Here is an 18,626-nt window from a genome sequence, read left to right on the forward strand (position 1 = left end):
ATATTTAAAATAATAAATAAGATATATGGGTACAATAATTGAATGTTGTAATCATAATAAAATATATTTATATACATAATTTGAGTATACTATAATGATTATATTTGTCAATGTTAATAATCATTTTTTTATTATTAACATTAACAATATTTTGATTATAAAATTATAAAAACTTGTTATATTTATATTTTTATATTAGAATAGATAAAATATAGTTTTTATATAAAATTGGAGCATAAATAATGAATAATACTAAAGAAAAATTGAAGGATCTTATAAAAAAACAATATTTAATAATAGATGGTGCAACAGGTACAGAACTTCAAAAAAAAGAAATAAAGAAAGAATCTTGGATTATAAATGGAAATAATATAGAAGGCTGTAACGAAATATTAAATATAACCGCTCCAAATATCATGAAAGAAATACATATAGATTATTTGAATTCTAATGCTAATATAACAAAAACTAATAGTTTTGGTGCTATACCTTGGGTTTTAAGCGAGTATGATATTGCCGATAAAGCCTATGATCTAGCAAAAAGTGCTGCATTAATAGCTAATGAGGCAAAAGAAGAATATTTAAAAAATCCAAATTCAAAAGGAGATTTAAATAGAGATATATTTATTGCAGGCAGTTTAGGACCTGGAGTAAAACTTCCAAGTTTAGGACAAATTAGTTTCGATGAAATGTATAATGGATATATAGAAGCTGTAAGAGGTTTAATAGACGGAGGAGTTGATATAATACTTCTTGAAACTGCACAAGATGTTTTGCAATTAAAAGCTGCAATACTTGCAGTTAATGATACAGCTAAAAAAATGGATAAAGAAATTCCAATAATGGTTTCTGTGACTATAGAAAAAGAAGGCACTATGCTTTTAGGTACAGATATAGAAACAGCATATACTATACTTTCAAATTTAGATATTTTTTCTATAGGTATGAATTGCGGTACTGGACCTGATATGGCAATGCGTCATATAAAAAGACTTTCAGAAATATCCTGTATTCCAATATCAATACATAGTAATGCAGGACTTCCGGAAAACAGAGGCGGAAAAGCATATTATAGTATGACGCCGGAAGAGTTTGCTGATATTAACAGTAAGTTTTTTGAGTTAGACGGACTTGCATTTATAGGAGGATGCTGCGGTACTACCCCATTTCATATAAATGCATTAGCAAATAAAGTAAAAGGAATAAAGCCTAAAAAGCCGGCATTAGAAAAACAAAGACCTTATATAGCTAGTTTATTTAATGTAGTAAGCATAAAACAAAATCCTGCACCTTTAATGATTGGTGAAAGAAGTAATGCTACAGGAAGTAAAATATTTAGAGAGCTTATGATTGCAGGAGATATGGATGGTATGCTTGATGTTGGTATAAAACAGGTAAAAGCAGGAAGCCATGCAATAGATGTAAATGCTGCTTGGGCTGGACGTGATGAAGTAGAAGATATTACAAAAATTATTTCTGCTTATGTTAAACAAATTTCTTTGCCTTTAGTTATTGATGCAATAAAACCTAATGTTATAGAAGCTGCTTTAAAAGTATATGGTGGAAAACCAATAATAAATTCTGCTAATATGGAGCAAGGTGAAGAAAAATTTGATGCTATATGTTCATTGGCTAAAAGATATGGTGCCTCTATTATGCTTCTTACTATAGATGAAAAATCAATGGCCTTAACTTGTAAAGATAAATTGAGAATGGCTGAAAGAATGTATGACAGGGCTGTAAATATACATAAAATACTTCCTCATGATATAATATTTGATCCTCTTACATTTACACTTGCTAGCGGTGATGAAAATAGTTTTATGGCAGGAGTTGAAACTTTAAATGCTATAAAAGAATTATCAAATAAATATCCTGAATGTTCTATAAGTTTGGGAGTATCAAATATATCTTTCGGACTTAAAGAAGAAGCAAGAAAGATAATGAATTCGGTATTTTTGTATGAAGCCATTAATCATGGGCTTACTACTGCAATCGTCAATGTGGCTCAAATACTTCCGCTTTCAAAAATAGATGAAAAAGAAATAGAATTAGCAAGAGAATTAATATATAATAAAAACAATACTAAAGAACCTTTAATAAATTATATAAATCATTTCTCTGATAAAAAAGAAAAGAAAGAACTTAATAAAGAAGAAAATGTAAAAAAGCCTATAAGGGAAGCTATAAGAGATGCTATGCTTGACGGAGAATGGAAAGATATGCAAAACTTACTCAATGAGGTAAAGGAAAATAGCGAAGAGTTTGGCGGTGAAAAGAAATTTGCACAAGCTATAATTGATGAAATACTTCTTCCTACTATGGCTGATATTGGAGTAAAATTTGGTGAAGGAACTATACAGCTTCCTTTTGTACTTGGATCTGCTGAAGTAATGAAAAAGAGTGTTGACTTTTTATCTGAATTTTTAGAGAAAAAGAAACAGGAAAAAACTGCCAAAATAATACTTGGTACTGTTGCAGGAGATGTGCATGATGTTGGTAAAAATCTAGTTGAAATCATTATAAAAAATAATGGATTTGAAACTGTTAATATTGGTACTAAAGTGCCTATAGAAAAATTTTTGGAAGCCTATCAGGAACATAATGCAGACTGTATAGGGATGTCAGGACTTTTAGTAAAATCTACAGAAGTGATGAAGGATAATCTAGCCTATATAAGAGAGAAAGGATTAAAAATACCAATTATACTTGGAGGAGCTGCACTAACAAAAGATTTTGTTGAAAATGACTGCAAAAAAGTTTACGGAGATACTGCTAAAATATTTTATTGTAAAGACGGATTCGATGATATTTTAGCAATAAAAGAGATAATAGCTGACAGAGATAAAGAAAATAATAATTAAAGGACACTAAAAGCAATGCCTGAAATAAATCATAAAACTCATGAACATTATATAAATAAACCTCCATTTTATGGAAGAAAAGTTTTTGAATTTAATAAAGAAATAGAAAAAGAAGCTTTTGATATGATTAATAAAGTTAGACTTTTCAGAGCTGGTTTTGGTTATTCTGCTAAGAACCAGGATATGGAAAAGTATAATGAGATGATTAAAACAAAAGTAGAACCTAAATACGAAGAGATGAAAAACAATATCATAGATAATAATTTAATAGAACCTGTTATGATTTACGGATTTTATAAAACTATTACAGAAAATGATAAATTATATATATATGATGTTGATTTTTATACTAATGAATTAAAAAATGAAAAGATAGAAATTCCTTTAGAGCGTATGGAAAATGAGCCTTACAATTCAATAGTAGATTTTTTTGATAAAGAAGAAGATACTATAGGTTTTACTCTTGTAAGTCTTGGAGCTAAATTTCATCAATTTTTGAAAGGCTTATATGATAATGATGAATATAAAGAATATTATTTTTATAATGCAATAGGAACAAATATTATAGAAAATTATGTTGATATACTTCAAGAACACATGGATAATTTGCTTAATTTAAAAAACAACAGCAAAAGAAAACATGTAGGATGCAGATATTCTTTCGGATATAAAGCACTTACAAATATGTACGGCAATAGGATAATATTCAATCAATTAAAACCTGAAGAATTCAATGTTACTCTTACAGAAAGCTACATGATGGATCCGGAGCTTAGTACTTGTGCAATAGTATCATTTTGTGAGGATTCTTATTATTTTGCCAATTAATCTATTTGATATTTTTTAATAAATTAACAACAAAATCATAATTATTCATACTCATTATATGCATTTTTTTATGTTTCTTAAGCATGTTATGAAACAAATCGGATGATAATTTTACAGCAACTCTTTTTTCTTCTTCAGGAGATTTATTACTTGCTTTTTTTAATTTATTAAGCCAATCTTCCGGTATATAAGCACCTGGAAGTTTATAGTATATAAAGTATGCTGTTTTATAGGTTAATACAGGGAAGAAACCAGGTACCAATATAGGTTTATTTTTTAGAGGAAGCTCATCTATCCATTCCAATAGAAGTTCTAATCTCTCAGCTTCATATATAGGCTGAGTGAAGATAGCCTTTACTCCTGAATTTGCTTTTTTAGCAAGTCTAACTTTCAAACTGTCATTATTTTTTGCATAGCTGTTTATTACGCAAAAAGAATATATAGGTTTTAATGGTTCTTTAAAAGCAAACTCTCCTAAACTTTTTCCTTTATTTAAATCTTTTATTATAGCTATAAGTAATTCAGAATTTCCCTCAAATACTGATTTAGCCTGTTTTTGATTTCCTCCATTAATAGGATCTCCTGTAACAGCAAGAACCATTCTTATATCAAAATAATTTGCCCCTATTAAATCATTTTGCAAAGCTATAGAATTTTTATCTCTCATAGTTTGAGTTGCTATGAAAGGTTTATTATTATTAAGTCTTTGCTGCAATTGCAATGCGGCCAGTATAGATGATATTTTTAAGTTAGCAAATGGGGAATCAGTTACAACAAAAGCATCTATATAATCTGAAATTTTAGCATCATCAATTTTATCTTTTATATAACCCAAATCAAATTTAGCCTGCGGAGATATTTCTAATGTAAATGTATATTCATCTTTATTTTCTAGTTTATCTATGAAATTTTCTACACTATTATCACTCATACTGCAATCCTCTATATTATGTTAATATCGTACTAAAAAAATAAAAAAAGTCAAATAAAAAAATCATATTGAAGTTATATAAAAAAGTTATATACTATGCATAATTAGATTTTTTAGGATATAATATGAACGTAAGTGATGATGCAACTTTAAAAGAAACTGAAAGACAAAATAGAAAGTTTAAAGAATTAACAGAATCAAGAGTTGAATTTTTAGTTATAAAGTTGGGCATACCTACAATTATTAGTATGCTTACAACATCTTTTTATAATATGGCAGATACATTTTTTGTAAGCAAGATAAATACTCAATCAACCGCTGCTGTTGGAATAGTATTTTCTATGATGGCAATAATACAGGCTGTAGGATTTTTTTTCGGACATGGATCAGGTAATTATATATCTATAAAATTAGGGGCAAAGGAAACAGAAGAAGCTTCAAAAATGGCTGCTACTGGTTTTTTATCAGCTATGATAGCAGGTTTTATTATATTAATATTTGGAATAATTTTTATTAAGCCATTAGCCTATATATTAGGATCAACAGAAACTATACTTCCATATTCAATAAGTTATATGAAATATATTTTAATAGGTGCTCCATATATGACTGCTTCATTAGTTTTGAATAATCAATTAAGACTTCAGGGTAATGCCTTATTTGCTATGATAGGTTTAATAACAGGAGCTATTTTGAATATAATACTTGATCCTATATTAATATTCCATTTTTCTATGGGTGTAAAAGGTGCTGCCATAGCAACTATAATAAGTCAATTTTGCGGTTTTTGTGTACTTTTGGTTGGTACTAATGTTTGGGGATCTTTGCCTATAAAATTAAGAGATTTTTCACCTAGTTTACAAAAATACAAAGCTATCATAGTAGGAGGACTTCCTAGTCTTTGCAGACAGAGTATATCTAGTTTTGCAACAGCATTCTTGAATATAGCTGCTGGTCAATTTGGTGATGCTGCTATAGCTGGTATGTCTATAGTAAACAGAGTTTCTATATTTGCTAATTCTGCAATCATAGGTTTTGGTCAGGGTTTTCAGCCCGTATGCGGATTTAATTATGGAGCAAAAAAATATGATAGAGTTATAAATGCATTTTTTTTCTGCATCAAAATATCTACATTAGTGCTTTTCATTTTTGCTGTTATAATATTTGTAAATTCATCTCAAATAGTTCATTTATTTAATGATAAAGATATTTCTTTATTTAATGTAGCAAAAGATGCTTTACATTATCAGGCATTAAGCTTACCTTTATGGGGAGTTATAACATTATCAAGTATGATGCTTCAAACTACTAGAAAAACTATAAGGGCTTCTCTTTTAGCTTTGGCAAAACAAGGAATATTCTTTATACCAATAATATATATATTTCCTAGAATATTTGGAATAACAGGTATAGAAATTGCTCAGCCTTTTTCTGATTTTCTTACTTTTTTATTAGCAATACCTCTTGCTTATAGTATAATAAAAGAAATGAAATCAGAATTATTAAAATTAAAAGATACAAACACAAATTAACATAAAATTAATGCTTGCAGTTTTCTATTATCAGTATATAATGTAGACTATGGAAATAAAAGATTCTACAAGAAGTGCTTTAGTTAGAAAAGGTAATGAACTTTTTAATCAAAAAGATATAGAAGGCGCTTACCGATGCTATCTTACAGCTTCCTATTATGGAGGCATAGAAAAAGTTGCTGATTATTATAACTTTGAAAAGAAAAATATAATAAAAGCTATGCAGCTTTATAAATTCATTATGAAAGAAGATTCTAATCTTGGCGGAAATGTAAGAGCTAAGCAAAAGCTAGATAAATTGGCAGAATCTGTTGCTAAGGTTCTTAGAAAATGGCTGAAAGAAGATGAAACTTTCAATAAAGATAATAATAATGATAAATTAGAATTAGACAGTAAAAATGTATTTCTTCCTAACAATTACAAAAAAAATAGTTTAGAAGATATTCTAAAAGCAAAAGAAAAAATAGATTCTAAAAATAATGATTTACAAGTTAATGATAAAACTGTAAATTCCGATTTCTATTCTAAAAACATCAACATAAAAAAACCTGTATTTGAACAAATATATACAAATAAACAAAATAAAAAATAAACATTATAATTAGGAGTTACCTATGGAAAAAAATGTAGTTGAAATTGAGAATGCTCTTGCTTCGTTGTCATCTAAGTTTTCAAAAAATGATACATTAGTGATAATATTAGCTGCTGGTCATGGTAAAAGAATAAGAAGTTCTACTTCTAAAATGCTTCATACCATATGGGGAGTTCCTAGTATTGAAAGAGTTAGACTTGCTGTAAAAAATGGTATGCCTAAAAGCAATATTACTATAGTTGTTGGAATAAAGGCTCTTGATGTTGCTAATGCAGTTGGAAAGCAGGCTAACACTAATTTTGCTTATCAGGAAGAACAAAGAGGTACAGGTCATGCTGTAAAAGTTGGTCTTGATAAGAGTGATTTAAAGAATATAAAATATTGTTATGTAATATATGCTGATATGGGACTTATTGACTCTGAAACTATGAAAGAATTTCATGAAGAATTTTTGAAATCTAAAACTGATATGATAGTTATGACTGCTATGTATGATGGTCCTAAAGGAAGCAACTATTATGGAAGAATACTAAGAAGCAGAGGTCTTACTTACGATGGTAAAAAAAGTAAGTACAGACAAGGCTCTCAAGGTAATGTTATAGGTGTTATTGAATATAAAGATATACTTGCAATGAAAGATGAAGATAAGCTTTTCAAAGTTTATAAAGATGAAAAATTCTCTTATGAAAAAGATGAGTTATTAGATAATTTTAATGAGTATGTTGCTGGTATATATGGTTTTAAAATGAAGCCTTTAGAGGAACTCATACAAAAATTAGAATCTAATAATGCACAAAATGAATTATATCTTACAGATTTAATAGAAATTTTTATTAATAATAATTTATCAATATCTACTTATATGCCTAAAGACAGCAGAGTAGTTTTAGGATTTAATGATAAAACAGTTCTTAAAGAGATGGAATCAATAGCCAGATCTAATGTTTATAATAAACTAAAAAATATAATCACTATATATGATGGAGAAGACTTCTTTATAGATGATAGTGTTGTAGATCAGATATTGGAAATAGATAAAGATGAAAAACCTCTCGATATATATATAGGAAAAGGTGCTTATATAGGTAAAGGGGTTAAAGTTAATTATGGAGTTACAATATCACATGGGGCAAAAATAGAAGGTAATGTATATCTTGGAGAACATGCCTATATAGGAGATAATGTATTACTTTCTTGTTTAGAGAATCAGAAACTTATATTAGATGATAATGTTAAGATATACTCTGGAAATCAGATTAAGGGTAATGTATATATAGGAAAAAATACTACTTTAGAAAGAGGTGTTAATGTTACAGGAAGCGATAATCACCCTGTTAATATTGGTACTAATGTTCTTATTAAAGGAGTAAGCTATTTATACGGCTCTATTGTTGATGATAATGCTTATATAGAACATTGTATATTTTATTATTCACATATAAAAGCTTTACTTGATGATAAAGGTAATGTAATAAAATGCAGATTTATAAGACCTAAAGAAGAAGGACTTGAAGCTGTAAGCAAAATAGAAGATGCTAAGAAATCTAAAAAGAAATAGTGTATTAATATTTGTTATAATAATACTGTTATTTGCAAGTTTAAATGCACAATATCAAAAAGAAATAAAAAAAGATGCTCCTCCCCTTACAGAGCATTATGTTAGAATGAGCGGATTTGAATCGCTTTATACTTGGTCTATAGCTTCTTTAAGGGAGGAACCATATATTAGTGAGTTATTTATAGATGGATACAATAATGTGCATTTTGCTTACTATGATAATATTCTCAATACTGCTGTATATGTTACAGGAAAAGAAGGAAATTTCAGCAGAACTATATTAGATAATAATAGAGATCTTGGTAATTTGATAAGTATAGCATTGAACAATAGTCATGTACATGTTTCATATAATAAAGCAAACAAATTATTATATGTTAATAATAATTCCGGAACTTTCAATAATTATACTATGGATATAAGGCAAAATAGAAAAATTGTTGATTTAAAATTAGTTATGTCAGCATTCAATTATCCTACCCTATTTTTTGTAGATAATAGAGGCATATTATCTGTATCAAGATTTTATAGAGATAATTTCTTTTCAGACTTCATTTATACAAATAGAATAGTAGACAGTGTTTATCCTGTTGCAGAAAAAGATGGTTATGCACTTTATATGCATGAATATCAAACAGGAAATATATTATATGGCTCTAGAAAAACTAATACAGCATTTAAATTCTTTGATGACAGAGCAATAGTAACTAATTCTAGTATTTATTCAGTTGCATATGAGGAACATAACAGATTTAATATAGTTTATATAACCAAAGATAATCCTCAAACTATTAATTATACTAGATTTTATGATGGAGTATTTACTAATGGTACAATAGTTACTGAAGATGAAAATATAATTTCATTGGATTCAGCATTGGATTATGCAGCGCAGATAATGGTTTTATATACTAAAGAAAATGGAAATAAATATCTATTTATGGACAATAGAGTCATAGATTTATCTGTTTTGGGAACAAGTATAGGAAATGTAAGACTAAAATCTGCCCAATATCCATATTTTTATATACTATATTATAATGATATATTTGATGAACTTAGAATTACTAAGATCAATATAAGTGATATTGAAAAATTAAAATAAACCGATAATTGATTTAACATTTTTATATTATAAATGTTATAAAAATAAGTATATAATAGGATTTTTTTATGAGTGATGAGCAACCAAAAGTATCGTTTATAGAGAAAAACCCAAGAACTTGTCCTGTATGTAGGAATGAATTTTATCATGAAATGCTTCTTACAGGCGGTGGAAGGTTAATTGCTGGAAAATTAAGAAATGATTTAAGAAGAACTTATGAAAAAAGTAAAAAATATGGTACAGTTTACCCTTTAATATATGTAGTAGTAGTTTGTCCTCATTGTTTATACGCGGCTTTTCAAGAGGATTTTAATTTAATAGATCATAAAAAAGTAGAAGAAGCAGCAGATACAACAAGACAAAGAGCTTCATATATGAAAGAATTTTTTGGAAATGATGTAGACTTTACAAAACATAGAACACTTTTGGAAGGTGCGGCTAGCTATTTTTTAGCTTTAGATGGATATCGTTATCATGGAAAAGATACTGCTCCTACTTTGAAAAAGGCGTTATGTTCATTGAGATTAAGCTGGACTTTAGAAGATTTAGCAAATGTTTATCCTAATGAAAATTACGATAGACTTATTCCTTTCTTCCAATATAAAGCTAGTGAACTATACTCTGCTTCTATAGAATGTATGCAAAATGGAAAAGAGAATTTTGAAAAATTAAAATCATTTGGTCCGGATATAGATAATAATTTTGGATATGAAGGTATGCTTTATATGGCAGCATTGCTTGGAATGGATGCTTCTAAATTTATACCAGATCCTAAAGTTAAAGCTGAAACTCTTGTACAAGCTAAAAGAAAAATAAGTAAAATATTTGGATCTGGAAAGAGCAGTAAATCAAAACCTTCTGCTTTACTTGAAAAAATAAAAGAACTTCATGTTGCTATTACTGAAGAATTAAATCATCTTAATGAAGAATATGGTATAGATGTAAGTTAATGAAAAAATTAAATGCTTATTTATTAAAAGAATTCCTATCTTTCTTTTTTGGTTCTTTGCTGCTTTTTGTTGTATTGGTTACAATAGCAGACTTAAGCAGCAGATTATCTTTTTATACAGAACATCCTGAATTAATTAATTATTTTATTACTTACCATTTAGCCAGAGCTCCGCATAATACATATTATATATTCCCTGTTGCTTTGATGTTTTCTTCTACTTATGTATTAGGTACATTTGTAAAAAACAAGGAAATGCTTGCTATTGAAAACTCCGGTATTAGTTTATTTAAATTTTCTATGCCTATGTTTATTATTGTAATTGGGCTATGTTTGTTTCTGGTATTTTTCTGGGAATTTGTAGCAGCTCCATTAAATAAAGTATCTTTTGCAGCAAATGATGCTATGCGAGGTCGTGAACAAGTATCTAAAAGCGGACCTTGGCAGCTTTTTGGTGGTAATAATCATCTATATTTTATAGAAACTTATTTTTATAAAGAACAATATATGCAAAATACTATTATAGTAAAACTAGATGATGACGGCGGAATTCAATTCAGAGTATCTAGTCCTCATATACAATGGAATAATGAGGATAGAAAATGGTATGTAATGGATGGGATATTGACTACATTTAGCGAAAATAAAGAAATAAAAGTAGAAAAAGTAAATAATTATCCATTAGATCTCTTAGAAAGACCGGAACATTTTTATGGAAGACCGCCTTTAGATGCTATGAGTTTGAGTGAAGAATCACATATAATAAAACTTCAAAAAGAAGTTAATATGAATACTTCAAAATTAGAAACTGATTTGCATTATAGAATATCATATTGTTTTTCTGGTTTTATTATTGTTCTACTTGCATCATTATTCTCTAAATTTTCAACTCAAAGTGTTTTAGTTGTAAGTTTAGTTATGGTTATAATAGTTGCTTTGTTATATTATTCTATACTTATGGTTTTCAGATCTATGGGAGAAGCAGGTGATATTAATGCATTCATTGCTGCTTGGATGCCAAATATTATATTCGCTATACTTTGTATATTAGCATTTAAAAAATTCCATTAATACAAATTACAAATCATTTAATTTATTTTCATTTCCATAATAACAGCATTAAATTGATTATTATAATATTTTTTTCTAACAGCTATTTCTTTAAATCCGTTTTTTAAATAAAACTTTTTAGCATTTATATTATTTTCATGTAAATCTAATTTTATACTTTTTATATTGTTTTTTTTAGAATCATTAAACATATATGATAATAATTTATTACCATAGCCATTATTATTTGGATATGTTGCTATAAATATTATATCAATATCTGGCTCTAATAAAAAATAAATTAAAAAACCAGTTATTTGATTACTATCTTTTATAATAATTACTTTATGATATTTATCTTCTATATACTGTTTTATATAATCTTTAGATAGATGTATATATTCGCTTTTTGAAGATATAAAAAAAATTGAATCAATTATATTATCATCGATATTATCTACGATTTCTATATTTTCCATTTTTATTAATAAAATAAAAAATGAATAAGAGAGTAAATTACTCCCCTATTCATTTTACTATATTGATTTATTATAATCTGCTATTTATTTCATTGAATAATTCTTGTTTTTTTGTTTTTACGTATTCAATTATATCTTCAACTTTCACTTCAACACTTTCCTGTGATTTTCTAAGTTTGAATTCAACTACTCCTTTTTGAAGTGATTTTTTACCTACTATTATTCTTATAGGAATACCAATCAAATCGCAGTCATTAAGTTTAACGCCAAGTCTTTCTTTTCTATCATCAAACATAGTTTCAACACCAATAGAATTTAAAGTATTGTATATTTCTTCTGCTTTTTTGAATGAATCTTCAGTTTCTTTATCAATAGCAACAACTATAGCCTCATAAGGGGCAACACTTATAGGGAATATTATACCTTTATCATCATAATTTTGTTCTATAACAGAAGCCAAAGCTCTATTAACTCCAATACCATAACATCCCATTATAGGAGTAATCTCTTTATTATTTTCATCTAATACTTTGAAATTAAAAGCCTCAGTATATTTATCTCCAAGTTTGAAAATATGTCCTAACTCTAAACCTTTTTTCTGATAAAGAGTTTCTCCGCATTGAGGACATCTATCACCTTCTTTAGCTGTTCTAAAATCCCCCCACACATCGATATTAAAATCTCTTTCTATATTAACATTTTTTATATGGGTATCATCTTTATTTCCACCTACTATTGCATCGGCTACTGATTTTATAGAGTTATCAGCAAATATTCTAATTTTCTTTTTTAATCCTATAGGAGAAGCAAAACCTACTCTAGCACCTGTAACTTCTTTTACAGTTTCTTCATCAGAAAGTTCTATATCTAGTCCTCCTAATGCATTAGATAATTTAGTTTCATTAATTTCTAAATCGCCTCTTATAGCAACTAGTATTATTTCATCTTCTTCAGTTTTATAAATTATACTTTTAATAAAATTCTTTGAAGATGTATTAAAGAATTTTTCTAAATCATTTATAGTTTTTATATCAGGAGTATGAACTTCTTCTAATGCTTTATCTGTATAAGATTTAGCAGCTTCCTCTTCTTTTACATTAGCTTTTTCAACATTAGCTCTGTAATCGCATTTAGAACAGAAAATTATTGTTTCCTCACCTACTTCACTTAATACCATAAACTCTTCGCTTCCTTCTCCGCCCATTGCACCGCTGTCTGCTTTTACGCTTACAGTATCGAGTCCCATTCTTTTGAAAATTTTTGTATAAGCACCGCTCATATCATTATAAGTTTTATCAAGACATTCTTTAGTGATATGAAATGAATAAGCATCTTTCATTGTGAATTCTTTAGAGCGTATAACTCCGAATCTTGGTCTTATTTCATCTCTGAATTTAGTATGTATTTGATATAAAGTTAGAGGAAAATCTTTATATGACTGTATTTCATTTTGAGCTGTTATAGTGAAAGCCTCTTCATGAGTAGGGCCCATTGCCATATCAACATCATTTCTATCTTTTAATCTGAATAATTCTTTTTTAAATCTTTCCCATCTTCCTGAAGGTGTTAATAATTCTTTTGAAACAAGTATGGGCATTATGCATTCATTAGAACCTATTGCATCCATTTCCTCTCTTATTATATTAGATATTTTATTCAATACTCTAACTCCAAGAGGTAAATACGAATAAAGTCCATTTGATATTTTTCTTGCAAGTGCTGCTCTTAACATTAATTTATTTGAAGCTATTATTGCATCACTAGGTGCTTCTTTCAATGTAGGCATAAATAATTTTGATAAACGCATAATATTTCCCTTAAAAGATTAAAAATTTTTTATTAATGATATATTATAAAATTAAAATTATCAACTATAGTATATATTTTATTTAGACATTGAATTAATTATCCAAGCTGTTTCTTTTCTTATTTCACTATCCATATTAATAATATTATCTATAGTTAATGGAACATTAATTTTTCTGTCGCATACTTTTGATACTATATTAAATATATCAGTGAAACCTATTTTCTTTTGTAAGAATGAATACACACATATTTCGTTAGCGGCATTTAAAACACAAGGATAAAGTCCGCCTTTCTTTCCGCATTCATAAGCCAATCTAAGCATTATAAATTTATCAAAATCCATTTTATAAAAATTGATTTCTGAATGTTCATATAGTTTTAATTTTTCAAAAGGTGTGTTTCTAATTTCAGGATAAGTTAATGCATGCTGTATAGGAAGACGCATATCATTCTTACCAATCTGGGCATAAATTTCTCCGTCATTCATTTCTATCATAGAATGTATTAAACTTTGAGGGTGAATGATTGTCTCTATTTTATCATAATCCAAATTAAATAAATGATGAGCCTCTATAACTTCAAAGCCCTTATTCATCATAGTAGCACTGTCTATTGTTATTTTACTTCCCATAGCCCAAGTTGGATGTTTTAAAGCCATTTCAACTGTAACATTTTTTAATTCTTCTTTTGGAGTTCTGAAAAAAGGACCTCCTGAAGCTGTTATTATTACTTTTGAAAGCGATGTTTTAGGAAAATGTCTTAACATTTGAAATATCGCTGAATGTTCGCTGTCTATGGGTATTAAGCTAGAATTATATTCTTTTAATAATTGATTTATTATATCTCCGCCTACAACTAGAGTTTCTTTATTTGCTAATGCGATTGTTTTTCCTTTCTTTATTGCTTCTACTGTAGGTAAAAATCCAGCATATCCTGTAAGAGCATTAACTAATATATCGAAATCAGTATGCTTTACAAAGTCAGCTATAGTTCCCTCATATATATTTAGATCTTTTGCACAGTCATAATCTTTAAAAATATTCTCTGCATTCTTATCAGATATATTTACAGTTTTAGGTTTGAACTCTGCACATAAATTGTTTAATATATCTATTTTACTATTTGCAGACATTCCTACTATTTCAAAGTCATTATTAAACTCTCTCACAACAGAACATGTATTTGTACCAATAGAACCTGTGGCTCCTAACAAAAGAATTCTTTTTTTCATAATACTCCCAAATATTATAATAATAGTATAATATTCTATACTATTATTATAAATTAATAAATAGCTCTAATAATTAAAAAATATTGTTTTATGTATTTTTTTTAATAGCCGATAATATACCAGAATAAGTATAACTAAACATAACTATTGAAATTTATCATTAATTATATATAATATTTATTCAAATTAATTGAAATTTTTAAAAAACGGATTATTACTAAATGTCAAATAAGAAATTTAATTTAAAAATAGTTACATTAGCTTCTTGGGTATTATTATTTTTTGCTTGGATTTTCTTTTATGCCGTAACCCAAACTCCTACCCCTGTTTTTTGGGGAGTATTAGCATTTACTTCTATAATAACTATTATAACATTAATAGTAGATAGGAAACAGATAGTATCCTTTTTAAAGATGCGATTTGTTCATAAAGCTTTTTTTGGAATACTATCGTTAATAATAATTCTTGCTATACTTGTAGGTTTATATATTATAAGTATAAACTTCCCTATAAGATTTGACTTGACACAAAATAAATCATATACAGTATCTCAGCAAACTATGGATGTTCTATCAAGAATAGACAGTCCTCTTTCAATAGTAGTTTTAAGATCTCCTAGTACAGATCCAACTTCAGCAGATTGGAGAGCTGATTTATTATTGGAACAGTATAAAAGAATAAATAAACATATAAGTGTTGAATATATTAACCCTATAGAAAAACCTTCTGCTAAAAGTAAATATCAAATGACTCAGGTTGGGGAAATAGTATTTACTTACGGACAAGGTAAACAAGTTAGAGTATATAGAAAAGATTTAACAACTCAGTCAAAAGTAACTTCCGATCCTTTATTCGTTGGAGAAGAAAAATTTACTCAGTCTATATACACTTTACTTGATACAGAATCTTATACTGTTTACTTCACTGTAGGACATGGTGAAAGACAGATTCAAGATAGAGGCGGTGAAGGTTTATCTTATGTAAAAACTTATTTGGAAAATGAAAATTACAAAGTTAAAGAATTAAATATAATACTTGAAAATATTCCTACAGATGCATCACTTATAGTAATAGCAGCACCTGTTGAAACATTCAGTGATTTTGAAATAGAAAAATTAAATAACTATGTAAAAACAGGTGGAAAACTTCTTGTATTATATGATAGTTTTATGGATAGAAGTAAATTTAACAGCAATTTAGGTAATTTCTTATCTGATTGGGGATTCAAAACTAAAAATGACTATATAATAGATCCTGCTTCAAGTGTTGTTATACCTGTTAATATAGTACCTCAATATACTTCTCATCCTATAACTCAAACATTAAAAGAAGGAAATGTATTTGCTTGTTTGGTTGTTGCTAGAAGTATATTAAGCGGTGAAAATAAATATAACGGCAGCTTTGAAAATATAATAACAACTACTCCTCAAGGTTATGGAAAAGAAGAAGCTACTTTTGATTTATCAAGAGCTAGATTCAATCCTAGAACAGATATACAAGGACCTGTGCCTTTGGCTATAAGCGGTACTTATGAGATAGAAGGAAGAAAAGATCCTGCAAGAATAGTAGTATTTGGTGATGCTACATTTGCATTGAATGCATATATCAATCCTGAACAAGGACAGTCTGTAGATATTGCTTTTGCCGGAAATAAAGACTTATTTATGAATACTGTTGCTTATCTATTAGAAGCTAGACAGAAAATTACTATAAGACCTAAAGAAGCAAGTATTAAAAATCTTACTCTTACAACAACTCAAACTAACTTTATCAGATATGTTGCTCAAATAGGTTTGCCTTGTTTGTTCGGTATACTTGGTATATTAATATGGTTCTTTAGAAGAAGATAAAATAATATATTACAATGAAGGCTATGCATAAGTTAATATAGTATGAATAATATAAAACTTTTATACAAAAAATATTCATATTATATTAACTATGCTTTATTAGTATTTATAAATGGCATTGCAAGTGTATTAAATTATGTATCTTCAATATATGTAAACAGAAGTTTATCAATATCTGATTTTGCACATTATAACGGTATTATCAATATATATTCAATAATAGTTCTAACAGTATCAAGCTTTAGTTATTATATTATGCATCATTATAAAGATGATGAAGATGCTAAAGTTTATTGGGCTTACGGCTACATTATAGCATTTATAATATCTTTATTATATATATTATCAATACCATTAATAGATATACTATTTAATATAAAAAGCTACCCATCTCTTTTTATAATATCAATTGGAATATTCGCAACGATTTTAGGTATAGTTTCTCAGTCAATATTAAAAATTAATAACTATATAGCCTATGACTATACAGCAAGTTTAATAGCAATATTAATATCCAAAATTTTATTATTAGCATATTTTATTATTACAGGATTGACATTATTCAAATCTATTATAACAGTTACTTTATTCTGCGTACTATATTTAATAATCAATTTAATAGAATTGAAAAAAGTTAATCTACCCTATTTTATACCATTAAATAAAATAAAAATGTATTTCTCTAAACAAAATCTATCAGTATTTTTAAGCTATATAATACATATTGTAATAATAAATTTTATATTCAATTGGATATCATTAAGCGATGTACTTATGGCAAACAGATATTTGGATAAAACAAGTGCAGGCTACTACTCTACTATATCATTAATAATAAAAATGTTTTTCTATATAGGAACTCCTGTTGCATCAGTTATGTTTTCTTATATTTTAATAGCTAAAAAGGATAATAATAAAAATAAAGAAAGAAAGATAGTTTATTATTCCATTGCACTTTTTGTATTTGCATCTATTTGTTTATCAGCATTTTTAATTATATTTGCAAAACAAATAGTATTAATACAATTTACAAATAGATATGAAGCCATTATTCCATTGATTCCGCAGGCTGTAATATTTGGATTTTCCTTAGGATTTACAGTTATTGCCTTCAATTACGGACTTGCTTATAAACTTTTCGCACCATTTTACGGATACTTAATTATATTTGCTTATGTATATTTTTCATTAAGAAACGGACTTAGAACCTTTGAAAATTTCATGTTCATAATGAAAATATTTTTTATAGCATTACTTATATATAATATCTTAATCATATTAATACATAGAATAATATTAAGAACTAATGAAAACTAAAATAGTAATTAAAAAATATTATAAAGCTAGTTATAAAAATTATTTTTAGAATCTACCACCTTTTTCAGAAATCAACTTCGTTATTTTACTATTATTTTTAGTTATTGCATAATATAATGCTGTGTTTACATCTTTATCTTTAGCATTAAGATCAGCTCCAGCTTCTATCAATAACTCAGCTAATTCTGTATTATAATCAAAAATTACCCACATTAAAGTAGTAATATTTTCTAATTGTATATTTCTTGAATCATCTTTTATAGATAATCTAGTATTAACATTAGCACCAGCTTTTATTAATAATTCAGCTACTTCTTTATCTACATTAAATGTCAAAGGAGTAAAATCTTTTAAATATAATCCATCTGTCTTGAATGATACTTTTGTATTTACATCAGATTTTCTTTTTATAAGCATTTTTGATAAATCTGTTTTCTCACGCTGTATAGCATGTATTAAAGCTGTAAATCCCGAATTGTCTTTTATATTAACATTAGCACCTTTTTCTATAAGTAACTCTGCTATTTCATA

14 protein-coding genes and 1 pseudogene are annotated in these 18,626 nt (G+C 27.3%); 10 read left to right on the forward strand and 5 right to left on the reverse strand.

Features of this window, described 5'->3' with window-relative positions; genetic code table 11:
* The first annotated feature begins 242 nt into the window (after positions 1-242).
* Both BHYOB78_RS06355 and BHYOB78_RS06360 read left to right on the forward strand, forming a co-directional pair.
* Positions 243-2,864: a homocysteine S-methyltransferase family protein gene (locus BHYOB78_RS06355; protein WP_020063557.1), complete on the forward strand. Its 2,622-nt coding sequence runs from the start codon at positions 243-245 to the stop codon at positions 2,862-2,864.
* 15 nt (positions 2,865-2,879) lie between these two features.
* Positions 2,880-3,692: a vitamin B12 dependent-methionine synthase activation domain-containing protein gene (locus BHYOB78_RS06360; protein WP_020063558.1), complete on the forward strand. Its 813-nt coding sequence runs from the start codon at positions 2,880-2,882 to the stop codon at positions 3,690-3,692.
* A 1-nt stretch (position 3,693) separates the two neighbouring features.
* Here the strand turns inward: BHYOB78_RS06360 and BHYOB78_RS06365 are convergent, their stop codons facing one another.
* Entirely contained in the window at positions 3,694-4,623 is a 930-nt protein-coding gene (locus BHYOB78_RS06365) for a methylenetetrahydrofolate reductase (protein WP_020063559.1), read from the reverse strand.
* A 125-nt stretch (positions 4,624-4,748) separates the two neighbouring features.
* Between BHYOB78_RS06365 and BHYOB78_RS06370 the strand changes: the two genes are divergently transcribed.
* The 6 genes from BHYOB78_RS06370 (at position 4,749) to BHYOB78_RS06395 (ending at position 11,430) form a co-directional block, all read left to right on the forward strand.
* Positions 4,749-6,155: an MATE family efflux transporter gene (locus BHYOB78_RS06370; protein ID WP_012670015.1), complete on the forward strand. Its 1,407-nt coding sequence runs from the start codon at positions 4,749-4,751 to the stop codon at positions 6,153-6,155.
* A gap of 49 nt (positions 6,156-6,204) precedes the next feature.
* Complete coding sequence (locus tag BHYOB78_RS06375; protein WP_012670016.1) at positions 6,205-6,747, forward strand: hypothetical protein; 543 nt, start codon at positions 6,205-6,207, stop codon at positions 6,745-6,747.
* A 22-nt stretch (positions 6,748-6,769) separates the two neighbouring features.
* Entirely contained in the window at positions 6,770-8,305 is a 1,536-nt protein-coding gene (locus tag BHYOB78_RS06380) for an NTP transferase domain-containing protein (RefSeq protein WP_012670017.1), read from the forward strand.
* Entirely contained in the window at positions 8,280-9,410 is a 1,131-nt protein-coding gene (locus BHYOB78_RS06385; RefSeq protein WP_012670018.1) for a hypothetical protein, read from the forward strand. The genes BHYOB78_RS06380 and BHYOB78_RS06385 overlap by 26 nt, the downstream gene beginning before the upstream one ends.
* Before the next feature lie 68 nt (positions 9,411-9,478).
* Positions 9,479-10,360: a DUF2225 domain-containing protein gene (locus BHYOB78_RS06390; RefSeq protein WP_012670019.1), complete on the forward strand. Its 882-nt coding sequence runs from the start codon at positions 9,479-9,481 to the stop codon at positions 10,358-10,360.
* Positions 10,360-11,430 (forward strand): LptF/LptG family permease, encoded by a 1,071-nt coding sequence (locus BHYOB78_RS06395; protein ID WP_012670020.1) that lies wholly within the window; start codon positions 10,360-10,362, stop codon positions 11,428-11,430. Before BHYOB78_RS06390 ends, BHYOB78_RS06395 begins: the two co-directional genes overlap by 1 nt.
* 17 nt (positions 11,431-11,447) lie before the next feature.
* Here the strand turns inward: BHYOB78_RS06395 and BHYOB78_RS06400 are convergent, their stop codons facing one another.
* From BHYOB78_RS06400 to dxr, 3 genes are all read right to left on the reverse strand, one after another.
* Complete coding sequence (locus tag BHYOB78_RS06400; RefSeq protein ID WP_012670021.1) at positions 11,448-11,888, reverse strand: GNAT family N-acetyltransferase; 441 nt, start codon at positions 11,886-11,888, stop codon at positions 11,448-11,450.
* 70 nt (positions 11,889-11,958) lie between these two features.
* Entirely contained in the window at positions 11,959-13,695 is a 1,737-nt protein-coding gene (locus BHYOB78_RS06405; protein ID WP_020063560.1) for a proline--tRNA ligase, read from the reverse strand.
* A gap of 78 nt (positions 13,696-13,773) precedes the next feature.
* Positions 13,774-14,928 carry a 1-deoxy-D-xylulose-5-phosphate reductoisomerase gene (dxr, locus tag BHYOB78_RS06410; protein ID WP_020063561.1) on the reverse strand — a complete coding sequence of 385 codons (1,155 nt, stop codon included), beginning with the start codon at positions 14,926-14,928 and terminating at the stop codon, positions 13,774-13,776.
* A gap of 221 nt (positions 14,929-15,149) precedes the next feature.
* Here dxr and BHYOB78_RS06415 point away from each other — a divergent pair, with 221 nt between their 5' ends.
* Positions 15,150-16,778, forward strand: coding sequence for a GldG family protein (locus BHYOB78_RS06415; RefSeq protein ID WP_020063562.1), 1,629 nt, complete (start codon positions 15,150-15,152; stop codon positions 16,776-16,778).
* A gap of 42 nt (positions 16,779-16,820) precedes the next feature.
* Positions 16,821-18,095 (forward strand): lipopolysaccharide biosynthesis protein, encoded by a 1,275-nt coding sequence (locus BHYOB78_RS06420; protein ID WP_020063563.1) that lies wholly within the window; start codon positions 16,821-16,823, stop codon positions 18,093-18,095.
* Positions 18,096-18,140: 45 nt separating this feature from the next.
* Here BHYOB78_RS06420 and BHYOB78_RS13910 read toward each other — a convergent pair.
* Positions 18,141-18,623 (reverse strand): annotated as a pseudogene (locus BHYOB78_RS13910) (ankyrin repeat domain-containing protein); the annotation flags it as partial.
* Between the last annotated feature and the right edge of the window lie 3 nt (positions 18,624-18,626).

Source organism: Brachyspira hyodysenteriae ATCC 27164 (assembly GCF_001676785.2).
Taxonomy (GTDB): Bacteria; Spirochaetota; Brachyspiria; order Brachyspirales; family Brachyspiraceae; genus Brachyspira; species Brachyspira hyodysenteriae.

Bases quoted from the DNA above. Each gene is read 5' to 3' on its own strand.
- BHYOB78_RS06355 (WP_020063557.1), top strand. From the start codon at position 243: ATGAATAATACTAAAGAAAAATTGAAGGATCTTATAAAAAAACAATAT.
- BHYOB78_RS06360 (WP_020063558.1), top strand. From the start codon at position 2,880: ATGCCTGAAATAAATCATAAAACTCATGAACATTATATAAATAAACCT.
- BHYOB78_RS06365 (WP_020063559.1), bottom strand. From the start codon at position 4,623: ATGAGTGATAATAGTGTAGAAAATTTCATAGATAAACTAGAAAATAAA.
- BHYOB78_RS06370 (WP_012670015.1), top strand. From the start codon at position 4,749: ATGAACGTAAGTGATGATGCAACTTTAAAAGAAACTGAAAGACAAAAT.
- BHYOB78_RS06375 (WP_012670016.1), top strand. From the start codon at position 6,205: ATGGAAATAAAAGATTCTACAAGAAGTGCTTTAGTTAGAAAAGGTAAT.
- BHYOB78_RS06380 (WP_012670017.1), top strand. From the start codon at position 6,770: ATGGAAAAAAATGTAGTTGAAATTGAGAATGCTCTTGCTTCGTTGTCA.
- BHYOB78_RS06385 (WP_012670018.1), top strand. From the start codon at position 8,280: ATGCTAAGAAATCTAAAAAGAAATAGTGTATTAATATTTGTTATAATA.
- BHYOB78_RS06390 (WP_012670019.1), top strand. From the start codon at position 9,479: ATGAGTGATGAGCAACCAAAAGTATCGTTTATAGAGAAAAACCCAAGA.
- BHYOB78_RS06395 (WP_012670020.1), top strand. From the start codon at position 10,360: ATGAAAAAATTAAATGCTTATTTATTAAAAGAATTCCTATCTTTCTTT.
- BHYOB78_RS06400 (WP_012670021.1), bottom strand. From the start codon at position 11,888: ATGGAAAATATAGAAATCGTAGATAATATCGATGATAATATAATTGAT.
- BHYOB78_RS06405 (WP_020063560.1), bottom strand. From the start codon at position 13,695: ATGCGTTTATCAAAATTATTTATGCCTACATTGAAAGAAGCACCTAGT.
- dxr (WP_020063561.1), bottom strand. From the start codon at position 14,928: ATGAAAAAAAGAATTCTTTTGTTAGGAGCCACAGGTTCTATTGGTACA.
- BHYOB78_RS06415 (WP_020063562.1), top strand. From the start codon at position 15,150: ATGTCAAATAAGAAATTTAATTTAAAAATAGTTACATTAGCTTCTTGG.
- BHYOB78_RS06420 (WP_020063563.1), top strand. From the start codon at position 16,821: ATGAATAATATAAAACTTTTATACAAAAAATATTCATATTATATTAAC.